The sequence below is a fragment of the Rhodococcus sp. IEGM 1307 genome (assembly GCF_030056915.1).
GTDB classification, from domain to species: Bacteria; Actinomycetota; Actinomycetes; order Mycobacteriales; family Mycobacteriaceae; genus Rhodococcus_F; species Rhodococcus_F opacus_D.
The window spans coordinates 76,334-92,179 of record NZ_JASHKW010000024.1 but is presented as its reverse complement, the minus strand read 5'-3'; the positions used below and the strand labels follow the sequence as shown (position 1 = coordinate 92,179).

The 15,846-nt window shown below is 65.8% G+C and carries 12 protein-coding genes; 6 read left to right on the top strand and 6 right to left on the bottom strand.

All coding sequences use genetic code 11. The features are described 5' to 3' along the window. Nucleotides 1-214 precede the first annotated feature (214 nt). The 3 genes from QM841_RS35055 to QM841_RS35045 form a co-directional block, all read right to left on the bottom strand. On the bottom strand, nucleotides 215-2,437 hold the full coding sequence (locus tag QM841_RS35055; RefSeq protein WP_283335489.1) for a DUF7937 domain-containing protein: 2,223 nt from the start codon (nucleotides 2,435-2,437) through the stop codon (nucleotides 215-217). An 18-nt stretch (nucleotides 2,438-2,455) separates the two neighbouring features. Further along, nucleotides 2,456-4,606: an outer membrane protein assembly factor BamB family protein gene (locus QM841_RS35050; RefSeq protein WP_283335488.1), complete on the bottom strand. Its 2,151-nt coding sequence runs from the start codon at nucleotides 4,604-4,606 to the stop codon at nucleotides 2,456-2,458. A 172-nt stretch (nucleotides 4,607-4,778) separates the two neighbouring features. Continuing rightward, on the bottom strand, nucleotides 4,779-5,117 hold the full coding sequence (locus QM841_RS35045; RefSeq protein ID WP_283335486.1) for a hypothetical protein: 339 nt from the start codon (nucleotides 5,115-5,117) through the stop codon (nucleotides 4,779-4,781). Nucleotides 5,118-6,379: 1,262 nt separating this feature from the next. Here QM841_RS35045 and QM841_RS35040 point away from each other — a divergent pair. The 6 genes from QM841_RS35040 (at nucleotide 6,380) to QM841_RS35015 (ending at nucleotide 12,778) form a co-directional block, all read left to right on the top strand. Then, complete coding sequence (locus QM841_RS35040; protein ID WP_283335485.1) at nucleotides 6,380-6,958, top strand: hypothetical protein; 579 nt, start codon at nucleotides 6,380-6,382, stop codon at nucleotides 6,956-6,958. Continuing rightward, entirely contained in the window at nucleotides 6,955-7,536 is a 582-nt protein-coding gene (locus tag QM841_RS35035; protein WP_283335484.1) for a hypothetical protein, read from the top strand. The genes QM841_RS35040 and QM841_RS35035 overlap by 4 nt, the downstream gene beginning before the upstream one ends. 1,031 nt (nucleotides 7,537-8,567) lie before the next feature. Further along, a complete protein-coding gene (locus tag QM841_RS35030; protein ID WP_283335483.1) occupies nucleotides 8,568-10,076 on the top strand; it encodes a protein kinase domain-containing protein in 1,509 nt (502 codons plus the stop codon). Between the two features lie 44 nt (nucleotides 10,077-10,120). Beyond that, complete coding sequence (locus tag QM841_RS35025; RefSeq protein WP_283335481.1) at nucleotides 10,121-11,254, top strand: sensor histidine kinase; 1,134 nt, start codon at nucleotides 10,121-10,123, stop codon at nucleotides 11,252-11,254. Continuing rightward, a complete protein-coding gene (locus QM841_RS35020; RefSeq protein ID WP_283335480.1) occupies nucleotides 11,251-12,321 on the top strand; it encodes a DUF8320 family protein in 1,071 nt (356 codons plus the stop codon). The genes QM841_RS35025 and QM841_RS35020 overlap by 4 nt, the downstream gene beginning before the upstream one ends. Nucleotides 12,322-12,475: 154 nt before the next feature. Beyond that, nucleotides 12,476-12,778 (top strand): helix-turn-helix transcriptional regulator, encoded by a 303-nt coding sequence (locus QM841_RS35015; RefSeq protein ID WP_480405597.1) that lies wholly within the window; start codon nucleotides 12,476-12,478, stop codon nucleotides 12,776-12,778. A 581-nt stretch (nucleotides 12,779-13,359) separates the two neighbouring features. Here QM841_RS35015 and QM841_RS35010 read toward each other — a convergent pair. From QM841_RS35010 to QM841_RS35000, 3 genes are all read right to left on the bottom strand, one after another. Then, nucleotides 13,360-13,539, bottom strand: coding sequence for a YegP family protein (locus QM841_RS35010; RefSeq protein ID WP_005257571.1), 180 nt, complete (start codon nucleotides 13,537-13,539; stop codon nucleotides 13,360-13,362). A gap of 747 nt (nucleotides 13,540-14,286) precedes the next feature. Beyond that, a complete protein-coding gene (locus QM841_RS35005; RefSeq protein WP_283335479.1) occupies nucleotides 14,287-14,550 on the bottom strand; it encodes a hypothetical protein in 264 nt (87 codons plus the stop codon). Between the two features lie 243 nt (nucleotides 14,551-14,793). Beyond that, nucleotides 14,794-15,576, bottom strand: coding sequence for a DUF3109 family protein (locus tag QM841_RS35000; RefSeq protein WP_283335548.1), 783 nt, complete (start codon nucleotides 15,574-15,576; stop codon nucleotides 14,794-14,796). Between the last annotated feature and the right edge of the window lie 270 nt (nucleotides 15,577-15,846).

Here is a 15,846-nt window from a genome sequence, read left to right as displayed (position 1 = left end):
GTTGTGGTGCCCACTGGATTACGTCCGATTGTCATTGATGCGCGTTCGGACATCCGGGTACCCCTTCCGAGTTCTTCGAGATGACCTGGGCCGGAAACGATGAGGCATACTGCGCCGGCACCGCCCGACCCAGATTTGTGATTCGATGCACGAAGTCTCTGTGCAGCCGACGTGATGTGAAGCTATCATCCCCTGCCCCAATCTATGCCCGGTCTTAGATCTGGCCGCTGTTTCGTTGTTCGATCGCGCGCGTTACATCCGGGTCCTGTTGGGCTGCAAGCCAGTCGAGCAGCCCTGCATCGGTGTGTGGATGCGCGGCGACGAGGGCGCGTAGATCGGTGCGGTGCTGGGCGATCCGCGCCAACTGTGCCTGTGACGTGTACGGGTTCATCGTCGCAGCTTTGTCTTCGTCATCGCCTGCCTCCGGCAGCGCGGACGGTAGGAGTGCTTGCCGCGCGCGCTGAGAAAGAGTACCCCTCAGCGGGATTCCGGCGTACAGCTTGCGAACCGGGCTGGCTGCCGCGATCGCGAGAGCCACAGCGACCGCGAGCCCGGGGATCGCTAGATCCATCGGCACGGTCGATCGGTGCAGGCTCGTTCCCGCATTCACGGTCAGCCGAACAAGAGTAAGGGCAACGATGACGCAGCAGACGCAGAGCGTGACTTCCCGCGACGGCCGGGGATCCTGTGCTCGGTTGTAGCGCGGCCGCATTCTTCGTGCCCCGATCCCGGCGACGACTGCGGTCGATGCCGCCAACGCCGCCGAGACGACGGCCGCGACGATGTCAAGGGACCAGACGATCGCGGTGATCACCGATACGGCGGCGTCGATGAGCATCCATAGCCCGACGATGCCCAGTGCGTTGCGGCAGGCGGCGAGCCAGATGTAGCCGGCATGGGTGGGGCTGTCCGGGGCGAATGGTGCGCCGCCGGCGACGAGCGCGACTCCGGCGGCTACGCACCAGGCGGTGGTCGCGAAATACCGACTACTGCCGAATTGTTCGACACCTCCCGATTGGGATTGCGTCATGATCGCTCCCGTGATGAGGACCGTCGACCCGCAGGCTGCCACGGTGAGCCGCCACGCCGGGAAGTCGGCGCCCACACCCGTGGCGACGACGCCGGCCAGTGTGCACGCGAGCATCGATGTGAGCAGGACAATGATTGCTTGTCCGGTGGTAGTGGGCGCGGAGGAGTTGCGGGCGGAATCAACAGCAAGGGCCAGGAGCGAGAACAGTCCCGAGAGCAAACTCAGGCAGGCGGCCACCCACATCGCCGGCCGCACGACGGCAAGCCACCGGCGAGAGCGGCCGGCGTCGACAGCGGCACGCCGCTGCGTGGCTAGAATCGTCGCGACCACCCCCCACCATATGCCGGGCCCCACACCGGGGCTTTGCGGTGGAAGCCGACCGAACTGGTACACGGCGCCGAGTACGTCGGCGACCGCGAATCCGCCGAGGAGCACCACATACGGTGCGGCCGTCAGCAGCTGCGGTGTGCGCAGGGCTGCGGTGCCGCGGTCGGCGCCGGGCAGGCCGAGCCGCGCGAGATATGGCAGCGCGACCGAGCAGATCGAGAGCAGCGTCGCGAGAACCAGGAGCGCGATCAGGGGTGCCGGACCCTCACCGGCGGGCAGGTTGACATTGCGGTTCCAACGCAAGAACAGCGCGCCGAGGTAGAGCGTGACCGCGGCGCCGTCACGGATACGGTCGGCCTGCGGGATGTCGGCCAGCTGCGCGGTCAGCGGTACGCGTGGCGCAGACGCCGGCTTCGGGGACGGCTGCTTGTGTAAGTCGACAGGTGGTATCCAACCCGCGCGACCAGGTACGGGTGGGTCGGTGGGAGCAGGTGGTGGCGGCATCACGACCGCATGACCGACGCCGCGGTACAGACACCAGCGCCGCGTCGAGGGTGCGGCGGCGAGGAGCAGGACGATGACGGGAAGCCCAAGGCTGCGGACGCCGGCCGTCCTCGCGGGGGGCCACGCCGATTCCAGTCCACTCGAGAACGAACCGCCGGTCAAACCGTCGAACGAGATTCGCCATGAGCCGACCGCTGACTGCACAACGACCCATCCGACGAGGTATCCGCCGATAGCGGCGAGAGACCCGAAGATGATCATCGTGCGGCCGGCGAGTCTGCGGCGCAGCAGAAGGACAGCTCCGCAGAGAAGTAGCACGGCGGTGATCGCATAATTCAGCTGACCGCCGGCCAAGAGTTGAGTCCACCAGTAGGGGCCGAAGTAGTTGGTGATCTGCACCGCGTTGTCGAAGCCGACCGTTGCCGCCAGCTCGTTGAACGCGTCGAGGTCCAAGACGATTCTCACCAACGCGAGCAGACCGACCCCCACTGCGAAGATCGCTGCGGTGATCGCGGTCGCGTCGCTCGGTGAGCGTCCTGGTGGTTCTCCGACGCCCTGACCAGCTGATGGGTACACGTGATCCTCCGCAACCGACTATCGCCGATACTTGGTCGTGCCCAACGAATCGCGGGTGTTACTGATGAGCTTGGCGAAGCATTCGTCGACCGGAATCCCGTGGCTGTCGCACCAGCTGTTCGCCGCGCCCGAATCCGGGAAAGTGATGCCGGTGACGGTGATCCACCAGCCGTTCAAGTCGAATGTGCGCCATTCGTCGCTCCACACCAGGCGCACGTCGGGATACCGCAGGCGTAGCCGCAGATGCTGGTTGAGAATTTCGGCCGCCGTCCACGTCACCACGCGCCCGTCGACATCCGGCGCCACCAGCCCGAGTCGTTTCGAGGACAATTGAGCGACCCACCGGTCGGCGAGCCCTGTCGTGACGACCGGGCGATCGGCGTCGGCCTGGGCGCGCAGGCCGTCGAGACTGGCCGTTTCGACCTCTGTGTTCGACGGCCCTGCCGGGCGTGCAGCGACGATCGGCCTGCCCGCGACCGACGGTGTGGGTGGTTCACCGCTGTCCGGGCCGCGGTTGTTGCCCTGGTCCTCGCACTCGACGAGCTGGTCACCGAACGCCTTCGTGGTCGATGCGCCGCCCGCTGAGGGCGAGGTCGAACCCAGGGAGTTCGGCAGCCGCCAGAAGCTGCCGACCGGATAGACGAATTCCTGCACGACCGGGCCCTCCGGCCCAGGGGTGCCGGCACTCGGCAAATACATCGGGGCGTCGGCGAAGTCGAAGACCGCCGAGGCCACGGTTTGCCCGTGGTCGGTCACGGTGATCCGCATTCCGTTGGTGGAGACGATGTCGCCGTCCGGACAGCTGGCCTTGACTTCCATCTTGACGACGAGTCCACCGGTGTCGGTGCGGTACTCGGTGGGCCGCATGGTCGGCACGCGACCGCACTTGGTCACCACCCGGCCCGCCTCGGAGACACTAGCCGGGGTCTGCGGTGCCGGCGGGGTGACGCCGAGTGCGGGTGCCGCCCCGCCGGTCGGTGGGTAGTAGACAATCTCGTCCGGTTGTCCCACCGCGAATCCGTCGCCAACGGGCGCAAGGCTGCCCGACCGCAGTTCCTGTGACGTCCAGGCGGGCTCGCCAGAGGAGAGGTCGACGGCGGTGAGACCGTCAGGGGATCGGAGTAGAACGCGCTCACCGTCAGAGGCCAGCGGATCTCCCGCCCAGGCCGTGGTCCACAGATTGGCTCCGGTTCGCCGGTCGTAAGCGGCCATCGTGTCGGCGTCGACGTCCGTTCCGATCGCTATGTTGCCGATGATCTTCTCGATGGCAGGGCCGGCTGCCGTCCACCGTTGCGCGCCAGTGGTGAAGTCGTAGGCCGTGTTGCCGACGATGTAGGGGCCGTCGTCGTCGGGTGCGACGAGCCAGGGCTCGGCGGGCTCGGCGGCGCCGTCGTGGACGCGTAGTTGCCTGCCGGTGGCGTCGATGACGACGCTGTCGATGGTGTCGCCCGCGCAGCGGCGGGCGACCAGGCCGCGTCCCGGATACACGGCGACACCTTGTAATTCGGAGTCGATCACGCGGTGTCCGTCCGTGGCGGCGGCAACGACGGCGCCGGCGTCGCTGCCGAAGAAGACGAACCGGTCGGTGACGCCGAATTGCTGTGAGTCACCCGACCCGGGGCACCTTGGATCGATGTCGTAGGTGGTGCGCCATTCGGCCGATAGATTGTCTGGCGTCCCACGCGACATTTCGCGATAGTCCGCGGTGATCACGTCGCGGTCGATCACCTCGACCCGGCTGGCGTTGCCCGCCACCAGCTGGTGGTCGACGTGACCGTCGGACACGCGGATGAATCGGACGGAGTCGCCGCCGATGCAGGGCAACATGCCGTCGACGGTGCGCGTCGCGCACGAGGGAGTCTCCGGGTAACTGTCGATCGGTGTCTTCCACCTCACGGCCCCGGTGTCGGACTCGATCGCGACGAGCATCGGCGGTGCATCGGTATCCGGCAGAATGACGGTGCTGATGAGGATGTCACCCAGGTCGATGAATCCCGGTCGCAGGTACTGGTAGGACGTCGGGTCGGGCCGGACGAACTGCCCCCGTGGGACCGCGTCGGCGGCCTCGAGCCTCCAATCGGGTGCAGGTTTCGTCGGATACGTGTGGCGTAGCTGCCCCGCCACCGGACCACCACGGGAATCGATCGTGTGCACCGCGAACACGGTCACGACCCCGCCCGCCAAGACGAGCACCGATACGGTGAGGAACGCCAGCAACGCGCGCGTGCGGAACAGTGCTGATGGCGGTGGCGGCGGCGGAGGAGGAGGAGGAGGAGGAGGCGCGACGGCGCCAGGCTCGACTCCGGCATCGTCTCGTCGAAATATAAACGCACCCATGGTGTCACCGGGCTACGAAGCGCCGAGGAGGTACGATGCCAGGGCCGACCAGCGCACAAGGATCTGCCCCCCACACAAGTCTCCTGAACGCCGGTGTGCCGCAGATTAGATCAGTAACGACCGGTCCCACGATGGTGCGCTCGACGCACCCCGCGAGGCCCTTCATATCACCGTCGGTCAGTGTCAGCCGGTCCTGCACGATCACCACCTCGTTTTCTTGGGCGACCTCGATCATTGAGGGATCGTGACCGCGTCGCGACACTGCCCGGTTGATGTGATGTTCGGAGACGATGGCAACAATCACCCCGCGGATTCCGTACGCCAGGCCGGCGAGGTACAGCACTGCCCTGCGCCGCGGCCACCGCGTCCACGACTTCCGTCGCCAGAAGCGATGGGACTGACAGTAGTCGCCGCACGCTGCGTCTTGTATCGGTTGTTCAGCTGACCCGCCGCCCCCGACCAGTTCCGGAATGGCTGGGCAACATCCGTGATGCGAGATGCGAGAACTCCCTCGGCCCCAACGTAACTCACCGCCCGGCGTCAGCGCGGTCCGTGGTGCTAGCCGTGGCGTGCGCCTCCTGCGAATCCGCGGGTTCGCCGAGTGGCGAATGAGCCTGATCGGCCTGTTCCCTGCTTAGATCTCGTCAGCCCTCATCTCTTCAACGTCCGCGACTTCCTCCCTCCCGGAACGCATCCCGTTCGATTTGGGCCTTTGACGTCGCTGCAGAGCCCACCGACGCCGAGGCTCGACACCACCGTGAGACCTCTACGTGGATACTGGTTGGTATTCAATTTGATTGTCCTCTTGCCCAGCCTGGAAGTCACTAATGGTTCGCACCTCTAAGCAGGGCGCTCAGCGGGATCTACTCCATCATGTCCGACGCGTAGCCGGGGCTCGCCGAGTAGAGTCGCGCGATATCTCTCGTGGCCGTGGGGTATGTGCACCTCGGTTACAGCCCGTCGGGGAGGGTGACCAGGTCCTGCCAGCGGGGTGCGACCGGACTACCAGCCGTCACTGTCACCGAGTTATCTCTCCTTCTCGATCACTCGCCACGTGCGGGCGGGGATTGCTGTGGGCTCGACACTCCGGCGGTCGTTTCCAGTATCAGGGAGGCGCCAACGGTGCCCGGCTCAGTCACCCTGGTCCGACGAACTCGTTGGCCCTTCCGGACCTGGCGTTCATTCCCTGCCTCGACCTGCGTCCATTTCGATTTTTCGTGAGGTCAGCGTAGCGGCCTGAGCGATTTGGGGATTGGTGGTTTCGTGGCCGTGGAGAGCCGTTCTTCGGCGCTCACGATCGGTTCCGACCTGCGGCGAATCTGCGCCCGTGCGGTACCGGATTGCTTGTCACGGTTCACGTTCGAGGTGCGCCCGGCATTCGGAATTCCTCGGTAGGGGCTCGCCTGAATTCGGTCGACAAATCTCACACGGGTGGTACCGCACCTGGGCGCAGGGTGGTGCGGCGATTCCGGTCGTGTTCAAAAGCGTTGTTGAGTGTCGGCCGTCTGAACGACTGCGCCTGCCCATGGCGCAGGTGAGATGCTGGGTCGAGCATTAAGTTTGCGCTGTATGAGCGGCGCGAGTGCTCGATCACGGGAGCGGCAGATGGACGTGCTGGTTATGGTCGGCGTCATCCTCGCCCTCCTCGTTATCGGATGGATCTGGACGACCGTCACCGAAGCGGTCGAGGACAAGGCGAGTGACCTCACCGACAAAGCAATCTTCGGCCGGCAGCGCAGGGCGGCCAACGATCTCGGGGCAGCTGCCCTGAAGATCCGCACTTCCGTCGGATCGGACGAACTGTGGAACGAGCTCGGGTTCCGCCTGCCCTTGCCGTCCAGCAAACCGCGATTCGAGGACTCGTTGTACATCGCCGGGGAGCTCGCGAGCACGCAGCGGGGCAACCACGGAATGCGGGTCGACTGGAACGAGTGCATCCAGTCCGCCATCTTTGTTGTGCGGGAACATGACGGCGGGACGGTGTGCGAACACGCGATGCTTCGGTGGGCCGATAACGGCCAGGCGATGCGTAGCGCAGTCAAACAGTTTCAGTCCTTGCGGGAGAACCTCGTCGCAATAGTGCAGTCCCTTGATCCGCAGGCCCGCGCCACCCTTGTCGATCAGAACGATCGAGAAGCGCCATTCGCCGCGGGGCCCTTCAACACTGACAAGAGAGGTGAATGAGCGTGGAGGGATTAGGAGTCTTCCTGGTCGTCATGCTGGTGCTCATGGCCGGGCTCTGGATTCTGGAGACCGTGGTCGACGGTGTGGTCACCGGCCTATGCAAGATGATCGCGGCCCCCTTCAAGGCCGCGGCGAAGGCACGCGAAAAAAGCAAGATGGACACCTATGTCAACGGCTTCTACTTTGATACCTCGGCGCCAGCGGATCAGCTACACAAGGCCCTGTCTGATCATTTCACCAACGGCGAATTCCATCCCGCGAACAAGGTTATCGTGCAGACAAACGAGGACGGCAGGTTCGTCATCGGCATTGCCTGGCATGAGCAAACCGAGTTCCAATTGGAAGGAGTCGGGAGCGCATACGGCTCAGGCCTACCGGTGGTTGTCGTCGAATTGACGTATGAGGCTCGTGGTCCCCGGACTGCGGGCCGGATGAGGCTTACTCGCTTCCCGCATGAGCTCAATTGGGCCGAGAACGCGATCCTGGAGAACATTTTTCCGTGGTGCTTCTCCCCCATAGCCGATCTGGACCCATCAGTTCGGCTGCACAAGTATCAGGACGCGGCACCTCACGTGTGACCTCGGGGCACCGGCGCAGCCGGGAGGGGAGCGTCCGAATGTGCGGACACTACGCAACAGACCTGCAACAAATAGCCCACAGGTGACCCCCGGATCGAACTGACCCAGCAGCAGTGTCATCTCCATCATGTCTGCGCCGGTGGGCATACGCGTGCCGACGTCGTGCCCGCCGACGCGAGCCACCCCGGCTTGTGGGCACGCGGGAGACGCCGTTCGTGATCGACCTCGGGTCCAGCGGCCGCAGCGGCGCATAGCGAGGCCCCGGAGCCTCGGTGTCAAGCAGCGATCCGCCGGGCGTGGTGTGCCCACGCGGTCGTTTCGTCGTCGTAGCGGGTGCGGCTCTCGCGGACTGTCCGTGCAGGACGCCGACGAGCCGGATGGCGAGCTGCCGTAAGACAGACCCGTGATCGAGTCCGCGCATTCGTTGGTTGTCGTAGCAGGCGCGAACCCCGGAGAAGCCTGCCGAGCCGAGAACGCCTGCACGTTGAGGCGTCGACCAGCCGGTCGTTGTGGACGAACCGGACCACAACGACCCTCTTCTCGCCGGAGGCCCGGGCGATGGACTGGTGGCATAGTTCTTGCGTGCTGTGGTGGTCGTGTCACGATTGCGGTCGTCGCCGAACTCGAGCACCCGGCACCACGCAGCTGTCCCATACCCGGCCAATGACAGGATGATCTCAGCGACCGGATGTCGGCAAAATGCGCATCGACCCGCCCCGTAGTCCCGCGATCCCGGGTTCGGCGTTCTCAGCACAGCCACGGCGGAGCGGGTGATGGCCGCGTCAGCGGTGGCGATGCGATTACCGCCGCCCGGCCCAGGTCTCGGCAGGCAGACCCCGGCGGCTGCCGGGTGTGGGCGACAATTGCGTTCGTCTCAGGCGCCCGCCGCCAGCCACTCCCTGCGGTTTCCGAACACGCCAACCTGCAGGCTGCTCGGCGCGGGTGGTAAGTGCTGCGCACGTTACCGCCCGCAGCACGAAACGTCGGTCATAAACTACATGTGAACCTTCGGGTGACGAGGGGAGGGATCGATGCAGGAGACCTCATTCGGGCGGTACCAGCTGCGCGGCATGCTCGGCAGGGGCGGAATGGGAAACGTCTACCAGGCCTACGACACCGCGACGCAGCGCTCGGTAGCGATCAAGGTGCTCCCCGAGCACGCAGCCCACGATCCCGAGTTCCGCGCACGATTCGAACGCGAAGCCCGTTGCGCCGCCCGCATCGGAGAGCCACATATCGTCCCAATTTTCGACTTCGGGGAGATCGACGGGCGTCTCTTCCTGTCAATGCAGTTGATCCAAGGAACTGACGTCGGATCGCTTCTGGCTCAGGATGGGCCAATCGACCCGACGTCGGCTGTCGCGATCATCGAACAGATCGCCGCCGCCCTCGACGCCGCCCATGCCGACAACCTGCTCCACCGCGACGTCACTCCCTCCAATATCTTGCTCACCGACCACAAGTACGCATACCTCATCGACTTCGGTATCGCCCGTGCGGTCGGCGACACCTCGCTCACCGCCACCGGCGCAACCATCGGGACCTTTGCTTACATGGCGCCTGAACGGTTCAAAGGGGAGGGCGACGCCCGAGTCGACGTCTACGCGCTCGCCTGCGTCCTGCACGAATGTCTCACCGCAACACGCCCATTTCCGGGAGGCAGCGTCGAAGAACAGCTGAGCTGCCACCTCCACGCGACCCCACCCCGCCCCAGCCGACTCAGGCCAACGGTTCCTGCCTCATTCGACGATGTCATCGCACGCGGCATGGCCAAAAATCCACTCGACCGTTACCCCACAGCGGGGCAACTCGCCGAAGCGGCCCGCGGGGCACTTCATGCTGTCAGCACGGTCACGGCACCGGCTGAGCGGCCAGCCGAGGCGACTAACCCGCGACGGATCGGCGTAGTGGAAGATCACGCGGTAGCGGTGTCGGGATTGCGTCATATCCTCGCCAACGAGCCGAACCTGACGATCGTTGCCGCCGCACCGACGGTAGCGGAGTTGCTGGCAGTGACAGCGCAACTCGATCTGGTGGTGCTCGATCTGCGATTGCCGGACGGGTCGTCTCCGATCGCCAACGTCGAACAACTACGTGCCGCGGGAATCGAGGCACTTGTACTCACCTCCGGTGATGAACCATTTCTGGTGCGCGCCGCAGCACAAGCCGGTGTGCTCGGCGTGGTGCGCAAGTCCGAACGCGAAGAGGTCATCGCCGACGCAGTGCGCGACGCCGCGACGGGAAAGGCGGTAGCGACGATGGATTGGGCCGCGGCGATCGACTCCGACGAGGACCTGGCGCGGGTGAATCTCTCTCCGCGTCAACGTGGGGTGCTCAGCCTCTACGCATCCGGTGAGTCCGCGGAGCGCGTTGCGAAACTGTCCGGACTCACCGTGGACACGGTCAACGCCTACCTGGGTCGGATCCGCCAGAAATATGCGGAAGCCGGTCGCCCGGCGCGTACGAAAACCGATCTGTACAAGCGGGCACTGGAGGACGGATGGCTGCCGATCCCTCGACTGCGGCGCCGACGCCGCTAGCGCCGCCGCCCACTGCGCCGAGGGACAGCGCGGAAGAACGTATCGTGCGACTGTTCGCCCGATTCGTCAGCGCCGGCTATCTCTTCTATCTGGCGCTGTTGGCTCCGCTGATCGTCCACCAGGCTAGAGCCGTGGCCAACTGGTGGACCCCGTTCGCGATTCTGGCAGTGTTCGTGCCGCCCCTGGTGATGGGTATCGTGAGCTTCGTCCGCCGCACTCTATGGGTGCGGCGAGCGGCTGCTGTGACAGCGCTGTCCTTCCTGGTTGCGGCGGTGGCCTGGCCACTGGCGTGGAACGGCACACTGCTGCAGGAAGAGTGGTGGATCGCTCGCATCCCTGGCTTGGCCGGACTCGCGGCCGCCATTACCTGGCGGCAGAAATGGACGGTCATTCAGCTCGGCGCCGCCGTACTGACCGTACAGTTGATCAACCATTACGGCCGCGAACCGAACTACAAAGGGCCGCTGATACCGGATCTGGCCTTCGCGATGGGCTTCAGCCTGCTGTACGTGGCCGCCGCGCTGATGGCGATGCGCACCGGTCGCATACTCGACCAAACCCAAGCTTCTGCCTACACCGCTGCGGCTTCCGCCGCCGCGACTAAAGCCCGCACAGTGCAGCGCAGCAGGTTCAACGCACTGCTTCACGACTGGGTGATGTCGACACTGCTCGCCGCGGCGCGCCAACCCCACAACGACGATGTGCGCAGACAGGCCCAGCTCACCCTGGCCAAACTCGATGAGCTCGGCGAATCCGATGACGCCACCTACGACACCGCCACCTTGTTATCGCACCTACGCACCGCCGTCGGCGCGGTCGACCACGGTGTTCCAGTGGAGACTCACGTCGCGACCAACGGCGCCGACACGGCGAGGTATCCCACCGAGGCGGTCCAGGTGATCGGCGAAGCTGTCGCCGAAGCGGTGCGAAACAGCGTCCTCCACGCCGGGAACGACGCGCAACCGCGCGTCACGGTCACCGTAGGCGCCTACAGGATCCACGCCGTGGTCGCCGACACCGGAAGAGGGTTCGATCTCGACGCCGTCGCCCCACACCGGCTCGGCTTGGCGGCCAGCATCCTCGGCCGGATCCGGCAACTGCCCGGCGGTACCGTGAGCGTGCAAACCCGCCCGGGAGCGGGGACCACCATCCGTATGGCATGGGCGGATCAGCCGTGAGCGCTCCGACGGCGTCGATCCGAGACGCGCGAACCCTGCTCGGGATGCATACCCGGGCGGCGTGGGCCATCGCCGTGCTCTACCTGACCGCGGTGACATCTCTGGCCGTCACCTCGTGGCACGGAGTCAGCCACCGCTGGCCGATCATCCTTGCTCTACTGATCACGATCGTCGTCACCGCGGCCCTGCTGGCCGTGCGCCCGGATCCCCTTCCACCGGCCATCACGGTGGCCATGACCCTGTCCGGTCCGGTGTGCTGCGCTCTGGTGCTGTTCGTGCTGCCCGTGCCCCCGACCTCGGCGTGGCAAACGTGGCCGCTGGCATCCGGCACCGGCACTGCAACCTACATGTGTGTGCGAGGCCGCACGGCCGCGGCGTGGGTCAACCTGTGGGGGATGATCGCCGTTACCGCGCTGTGGTCGGGGGCGACCGGGCAAGGCGCAGCGCACGGTGTCGCCATCTCGATCGTCAACCTCCCTCCCCTGTTGATGGCCACGTTCTTCGCCTACACCATCCGTCCGGCCGCCCGCACCATCTTCGAACTGCGCGAGGAATCCTCACGTCGCATCGCCGCAGAAGCCGCCGTCCTCGCGCGCCTCGCCGAACGCGAGGAACAGATGCGTCGCCTCGACCGAACAGTGCGACCGATCCTGCAACGAATCACCGACTCCGAGCCTCTGGACTCGGCCACCAGGCTCGAATGCAAGCTGCTCGAAGCCCATCTGCGCGACACCCTGCGCGCACCCAGCCTGGTACAAGGGAGCCTGCCCGCAGCAGCCCGCGCGGCCCGCGCCCGCGGCGTCGAGGTCATCATGCTCGACGACCACGGCCTCGACACCGCCGACACCGACACCCGCGAACGGTTGTCTACCTTCGTGGCCGCCGAACTCGACCGCGCCGACGCAGGCACCGTGACCGTCCGCATCCTGCCACCCGACCGCGGCCTCCTTGCCACCATCCTCGCCGACCACCCCACCGAAGGAATGCGGCGAATCGAGCTGGGCCGCCACGGTGTGCCCCTAACATCGCAGACCGAACAAGCCGCGCAGGAACGTGGCCTCGCCTAATTGCTTCGGCTAACGCTGACCCCAAATCCTGTGTCAACAAAGTCGAACCTTCTCGAGTCTTTCGGTCCGTTCTACCGTCAATATTCATCGGAACACAGCACGGTCAAGGAACCTGAACCACAGTTCCGCCGCGCTCGGTGAAGGGAAACTAACCATGCTCGCCATCGCCGGACCCCACCCAGCCAGCTCCAGCATCGACCAGGAAGATGTGTCCGTCCGAGCACCACTGCTCGCCCCGACGCTGAGCCCCCGTGAAATCGAAGTGATGCTGACGTGGATCCTCAACGACTCCAAATCCGCCGTCTGCCGGCAGTTGTACATCTCCTCCGGCACCGTCAACACGCACGTTGCGCGCATACGCGACAAATACCAATCCGTCGGGCGACCCGCACCCACCAAAGCCGCATTGCTCGCACGCGCACTGCAAGACGGCCACATCACGCTGGAGCAGCTGTGACCACCACCCCACGCGCTAAGCCTGCGCTAAGCCAACCGGCAGCCACGGAGGCCGCCGGGATCGACACCCCACCCGGCCGAGGCCCGACCCGGTCCCGGCCGTTGACTCGCCGTGAACTGCGCACCCCCCAGACAGCGCCCCGGCCGGATACGCGAGAACCCCGACATCATTCACGCTCAGCACTTTTCGCGTTCGTATCACATCCCACTGGGCACCCCCTCAGGGACAGTTTCTCGTTCATGTCTCGCACGAGATTGCGTCGATACCCCAGCCCCAGAGGAGAAGGGGCGATACCCCTGCCACGGCAGCTGGTCACCTGCCCGCACTACCTACTACATGGCGTCGACGGCAGAGCCGAGATCACCATTCCCACCACGGCCTGATCCCACCGTAGAAGCCGGACGCCGCGGCGCCGACAAACTCGACCGCACAAGGTCGGCCAGGGGCCATCGGGAAAGCCTGCGAACGAAGACCTTTCGGATCACCAACTTGAATCACGGTTGTCGTGCGGCCACCTTCGCCACGACGACGACTTCCGTAGCCGCATACCGCTCCCCATCCCCGCCGGCCACACCCTCGGGTCAGGTCAAATCCTCGGTGGGTGCGGAGGCGGCATTGTCCTTGATCGACGCAATCCCGTTCTGGGCCGCCGCCTTCGAGGTGTATCCCTGGCTGGCCGCGATGATCTCCCCGTTGGCTGCCTTCAGGTGAAATCGGAACTTGCCGCCGGTGTCCTTGAAAAGCTCGAACTTCGCAGTCATCGCCCCTCCTCCGCGTGAGCCCACGCCGGTCGCAGACCCCGTCCCCTCACGGTAGGCCCGACAAACCCTCATCGGCGCGGAACCACCATTACGGCGGCGCACTTGACCCCCAGCCGGGGGCGTGTCATCTTCGCAGGTCAGTCGATGTGTTCGGCCTCGGTCTCCCACCGCACCGGGGCGGAAAGCACTGCACTCGAGATCGGGCCAACGCATCACACCGAGCCGACGAGTTCGAAAATAGTGTGATGGTGTGGATCACAATCCCTGGACTTCCCCACCGTGGCTCACGAAGATCACTCATGCGCCGCTCGTCACTACGTGCAGGTTGACCGTGTAGCGCCCCTGTCAGCTGATATTCATCGTTGGCGGGGGCTGCGCTTGGCTGTCCCCCAACACAACCCTCGCCGCCACACGACTGCCACCGATGTCCCCGGGCCCGCGACGTCCGGCCGACGGTGTCACTCACTTGACGGTCGCCGCCGCCGCGACCGTGGCCCGCCCATTCGGCGCTCGACCGACAAGCCGACACCCATCCCCAGGCGGGTGTCAGGGTGCACCCGCCCTCGGCAACCCGATACGCCCGGGACCAGCGACGAACTCCTCCGTCGCCCTCCTGGGCCAAGTACCGCCGGGAGGCGGATCAGTTGAACACCTGGTCCGTCCCGCCACCCTGGGGAGAGCCCTGCAGCCCTGGTCGCTCCCCGGGGCGCGGCCCCCTGAGTGGTTTTTCCACCGTCCAGGGTCGGTCTACCCGGCGGATCCTGGCGTGCTCGGGTCGGCAGTGAGGTCGTCGGTGTCGGCGAAGACCAGCCGCCCGTCGTCGAGGGCGACAGCCCACCGATGCACCGGAGCCCAGGCATGCCCACGCTCCTCGGTGTCGGTCAGCTCGGCGTAGTCCTCGACGATCCGACCGGTCTGCGTCGATTCGGACGGCCGGCGCACCAGCACCCGCGCGCCCGCGCCGAGCGGACCGGGTTCGGGTCTCGGACTGTGATCCTTCTTCTCGGGCATCGGTCTTCGCCTTCCGGTCGGCTACACGCCCGGATCATAAGCACCTCGCCGACGAAACCTCATGCTCGACGCCGCCAGGCCTAGCGATCGACGACGAACCGACCGGACTCCGGTGCTCGCGTCTCCGCCAACGGTGGCTCCACCGCTCGGCGAGCACCAGCCCGTTACCTCAGTACCGCCCCGGGGAGCCGTAGACACCCATAACGCTGTCACCGGGGTCGACGTTCAGGGACCGCCACTCCGTTACCGAGACTTCTTCGCGGCGACCGCGGTCGCCGGATGCACGGCAACCAGGCCGAGACCCTGCCGTCGCTTACACAGCCGAGCCAGCTCGCGATACGCGGCCTCACCAAGCAACTCGGTCAGCTCCGGCGCATACGACTGCCACACCGCGTTCGCGCCGACGTGCGCGTCCGGCGAGCCGGAGCAGTACCAGTCCAGGTCCGCGCCGCCCGCACCCCAGCCGCGCCGGTCGTACTCGCTGATCGTCGTCTTCAGGACCTGCTCGCCGTCGGGTCGCTCCACCCATTCCTGGGTGCGCCGGATCGGCAGCTGCCAGCACACGTCGGGTTTGACCTCGAGCGGCTCGATGCCGCGCTCGAGTGCCATCGAGTGCAGTGCGCACCCGATGCCACCCTCGAATCCAGGACGGTTGAGGAAGATGCACGCACCCTTGTATCGGCGGGTCCGCAGCGCCGGCTCGTCGTCGAGCTCGTCCTCCTCGATGTACCCCTTCTTCCCGAGACCCTGCTTCATGAACTGCCAGCCCTCGGGTCTGAGCAGCTTCACCGACTCGTGCAACCTCTCGACATCCTCCGCGTCGGAGAAGAACGCGCCGTGCGAGCAACAGCCGTCGTCGGGTCGGCCCGCGATGATGCCCTGGCAGGCCGGGGTGCCGAACACGCAGGTCCAGTGCGAGAGCAGCCACGTCATGTCCGCGGCGATGAGATGCTCGGCGTCGTCGGGATCGAGGAACTCCACCCACTCCCGAGCGAAGTCGAGCCCAACCTCGGGGCTCGGCGTCATCTTGTCCGACGGCCCCGCAATACCTGCTGCCACAAACCCCCACGGTAGCCAATCCACATCACAGACAAGGACTGATCGGATCCCGTCCGGGAGCGAACAACACTCGATCCGAATCGCGCCGACGTGTGTATAACGCCGCGGCCCCCACCGCGAATAACCAGCGAACGTTCTCGCGGCTGCTTCGGGGCACGGGAGGAGGCGACAACCCCGCTGATGTCGATACCCTCGGGTGGGCGTGTCGTCACTGGTGTCGACGGTGCGCAGCGAAGA

Bases quoted from the DNA above. Each gene is read 5' to 3' on its own strand.
- QM841_RS35040 (WP_283335485.1), top strand. From the start codon at position 6,380: ATGGACGTGCTGGTTATGGTCGGCGTCATCCTCGCCCTCCTCGTTATC.
- QM841_RS35035 (WP_283335484.1), top strand. From the start codon at position 6,955: ATGAGCGTGGAGGGATTAGGAGTCTTCCTGGTCGTCATGCTGGTGCTC.
- QM841_RS35030 (WP_283335483.1), top strand. From the start codon at position 8,568: ATGCAGGAGACCTCATTCGGGCGGTACCAGCTGCGCGGCATGCTCGGC.
- QM841_RS35015 (WP_480405597.1), top strand. From the start codon at position 12,476: ATGCTCGCCATCGCCGGACCCCACCCAGCCAGCTCCAGCATCGACCAG.
- QM841_RS35010 (WP_005257571.1), bottom strand. From the start codon at position 13,539: ATGACTGCGAAGTTCGAGCTTTTCAAGGACACCGGCGGCAAGTTCCGA.
- QM841_RS35005 (WP_283335479.1), bottom strand. From the start codon at position 14,550: ATGCCCGAGAAGAAGGATCACAGTCCGAGACCCGAACCCGGTCCGCTC.
- QM841_RS35000 (WP_283335548.1), bottom strand. From the start codon at position 15,576: ATGACGCCGAGCCCCGAGGTTGGGCTCGACTTCGCTCGGGAGTGGGTG.